Source organism: Bacteroides sp. RTP31139st1_H2_RTP31139_211217 (genome assembly GCF_040227615.1).
Classification (GTDB): Bacteria; Bacteroidota; Bacteroidia; order Bacteroidales; family Bacteroidaceae; genus Bacteroides; species Bacteroides uniformis.
Genome location: NZ_JBCNZM010000081.1, coordinates 17,973 through 21,389 on the forward strand (window position 1 = coordinate 17,973; position 3,417 = coordinate 21,389).

Annotated in this window: 2 protein-coding genes and 1 pseudogene; 2 read left to right on the forward strand and 1 reads right to left on the reverse strand. The window is 51.0% G+C overall.

All coding sequences use genetic code 11. The features are described 5' to 3' along the window. Positions 1-1,303 (reverse strand): annotated as a pseudogene (locus tag ABUA47_RS14110) (signal protein); the annotation flags it as partial. A gap of 201 nt (positions 1,304-1,504) precedes the next feature. On the opposite strand from ABUA47_RS14110, the gene ABUA47_RS14115 reads away from it, so the two are divergent. Beyond that, positions 1,505-3,076 carry a HAMP domain-containing sensor histidine kinase gene (locus ABUA47_RS14115; RefSeq protein WP_347774624.1) on the forward strand — a complete coding sequence of 524 codons (1,572 nt, stop codon included), beginning with the start codon at positions 1,505-1,507 and terminating at the stop codon, positions 3,074-3,076. A 73-nt stretch (positions 3,077-3,149) separates the two neighbouring features. Continuing rightward, a partial coding sequence (locus ABUA47_RS14120; protein WP_349831695.1) for a response regulator occupies positions 3,150-3,417 on the forward strand: 268 nt, incomplete at its 3' end.

Consider the following 3,417-nt stretch of genomic DNA (forward strand, 5'->3'; position numbering starts at 1 on the left):
CCAGAGAAGCGTCCAAAGCAAGTTTGTCGCCGAAACTCTTGCTGAAACCTGCATAGATATTCCAGGTCTGCTCGCGGCGGCGGGACTTCATATTGCTCAAGGCATCCGATGAGGTCAGTTGTCCACCGGTGTCGGGGTCATAATAATATTGGTAGCTGTTGTCGATGCTGGTAGTATAGATGGCTCCGTAATTCAAATCCCAACCTTTTCCCAGACTGTGCTCCTGGGCCAGAAAGAATTTCCATCGGTTGATGCGTTGGCAATCTTCGGTGTAGAAGTCAAGTTCCTCGTCCTGCATGCGGCTATGCAGCAACTGGTCGGACGGGAAACGGTAGTAGGTCAGTTCGGCACCGGCTTTGAGGCCAAAAGGGGTACGATAGTCCAGACGGCCGTTGTGCAGCCAGTCGGTGCTATTGCCATGAGTTGTGGACACCTGCGTGCCCGTCACGCCCTTCCAGTTGTGGGAGGTGGAATAGCCACCGTTATAGACGAAACTCAGCTGATGGTTCTTGGCGATATTATAGTCCGCCCCTACCCGGAAGCTATGGGTATGGCTGCGGCCACGGCCCACCTCATCTGTTGTCATGGGGTGAACCGAGCCGTCTGCCAGAGTGTGCACAGCCTCTTTGTCGGTAGTAGAGTAGCCCCGGCCATGGCTGTGCGAGTAAAGAAAATCTGCTGAGAATTTATTTTTGCTGAAGAGCAGGCTGGCGCGTTCCTCAAAGCCTTCGTTATGCTTCTGGCGATACTTGGCATAGAGTTCGCCTTGCCAGGAGCCGGGGCCGCCTGCCGATTGTTTCAAGGTGATATTGATAAGTGCGCCACGCACCTGGTAGCGTGCAGGGGCGTTGTACATCACTTCTGCCTTCTCTATGCGGCTGGCAGGGATGCTGCGCAGCAAGGAATAGAGCTGCTCTGTGCTGAGGGTGGTTACTTTGCCGTCCAGGATAACGGTGACTCCCTGACCTGCCAACTGCAGCCCTCCATTCATCTCGATGACGCCAGGAAGCTCTTTCACGGCATCGTAGGCATTGTCTACGGGGAGGTTCTGGATAAGGCGGGGCAGGTCGTACACCAGCTTGCCTTGCGCTGCCTTAACGATGGGACGTTCACCGGTAATCATCACTTCCGGCAAGGTCTGATAAAGACTGTCCAGACGGGCATCGGTCGTGATAAGGCTGTCGGCGCTGAGGATGCGGTTGTCGTCCGCACCGGAGGTGGTTGCAGTACCGTTGTTCTCTTGTGCCGAAAGGCTGATGCTCAAAGCACAGCATACAATAGGGAGTAAATAGAATCGTTTCATGTTCTTCTTTTTATTTATGTTTATATTCTTCTTCTGCAAATCTTCGTCTGCAAAGTACGGCAGAATCAGCAGAAACTTGTGTTATCAGCGGCTTACCAAGTGTTATCCAGTGTTATCGGGAGTGTTATTTAGTCTTATCGGATGATAGGGTTCACAATATTAATCTTACCTTTGTATGTATAAAAGTAACCGGAAACAAACATGAAACTGCCATTCAAATATATTGCCATACTTGTCATCGTCTCCCTGGCCGGCATCTTCGCCTACCAAGCCTACTGGCTGACGGGGCTCTACCATACCATGCACAGTGAAATGGAAAGGGACATCACCGAAGCCATGCGCATGAGCGACTATAACGAAATGATGATACGCGTGGATAAAATGAAGCAGGACGACATAAACCACGGTGAAGTCAGCGTATCAGCCGGATACAGCGATGACGGAAAATCATTTGTCCGTAGCAGTACCACCATCTCCCGTGAAGATTCTTTGGACAACACCACCCTGCACGAAACCTTCATGCCCAAAGGAGACAGTGTTTACGTGACCCACCCGAACGATTCAACCCGCGTGGAAGTCAGTGTCAGGGACTCAGACAGCTCTCCCCAATCCGCATTGAGTGCCAAAGGGGGACTGGATGTGATTTTGCGCGACCAAAACAGTATGCTGGAACTCGCCACCTACTTCCAGCGCGGACTGCATTCGGGACTGGACATCATTTCCGACCCCGACGTACTGCTTTATGACAGCCTGCTGACTTCATTCCTGCATGACCGTAACATCAATCTTCCCCATAGGCTGCTACATCTTCACAAAGGCAGCAAATGGGACTCTACCATTCTCTATATAGATACATTGGTAAACATCGGTACCCCCGGCTATGTGCCTACCTCAAAAGCCGTGGAATATAATTATTCTTTCGACATCAATACAAGTCAAAGCTACCGTCTCATCATGGAACCGGCCGGCACGTTGGTCTTGCGACAGATGTCGGGCATTCTCACCACATCATTCGTTATTCTGATCGTACTCGCTTTCTCCTTCTGGTTCCTGATACGCACCATCCTGAAACAGAAGACACTGGAAGAGATGAAGAGCGATTTCACCAACAACATCACCCACGAACTGAAAACCCCCATCGCCGTAGCATATGCCGCCAACGACGCTCTGCTCAACTTCAACCAAGCGGAGGAAAAGGCCCAACGCGACAAATACCTGCGTATCTGCCAGGAACAGCTTCAGCGCCTCAGTGGACTGGTTGAACAGATACTTTCCATGAGTATGGAACGCCGCAGGACTTTCCGCCTGCACCCGGAGGAGTTTGCAATACGTGATATTCTGGAAACGCTCATCGAACAACACAAGCTGAAAGCGGAAAGCTCCGTCCACATATCGGTGGACATCGAACCGGAAGATTTGAGCGTACTTGCCGACCGTACGCATTTCAGCAACATCATCAGCAACCTGATAGACAACGCCATCAAATATTCGCATGGAGAAGCCGAAGTGACCATCCATTGCCGCAAGGTAACCGTCGAAGGGCAGAATGAACAGACCGAAATCTCTGTCAGCGACCACGGTATCGGTATTGCTCCCGAGAAGCAGAAGCACATCTTCGACAAATTCTACCGCGTACCCACGGGTAATCTGCACGATGTGAAAGGCTATGGGCTGGGATTGTTCTATGTGAAGACCATGATAGAGAAGCATGGTGGCAGCGTATCGGTAAAGAGTGAGTTGGGAAAAGGAAGTACCTTTACGATAAGGATATGATAACATTATTTGTTAGGGTACTTTACATTACTTGTTAAGGAGCTTTACATTACTTGTAACAAAAGCGACAATTATGGAAAAGATAACCGTACTTCTGGTTGAGGACGAACAGACCCTCGCCATGATTATCAAGGACACATTGGAAGGACAGAACTTCATCATCCACACCGCAGCAGACGGTGAAGAGGGATTGCGCAAGTTCTTCGACCTCCGCCCCGACGTGCTGGTGGCAGACGTGATGATGCCCCGCATGGACGGCTTTGAAATGGTGCGCCGCATCCGGCAGACCGACAAACAGACCCCGGTACTGTTCCTTACCGCCCGCTCCGCCATCAACGATG

Excerpts from the sequence above, each read along its gene's own strand:
- ABUA47_RS14115 (WP_347774624.1), top strand. The coding sequence starts at position 1,505 with ATGAAACTGCCATTCAAATATATTGCCATACTTGTCATCGTCTCCCTG.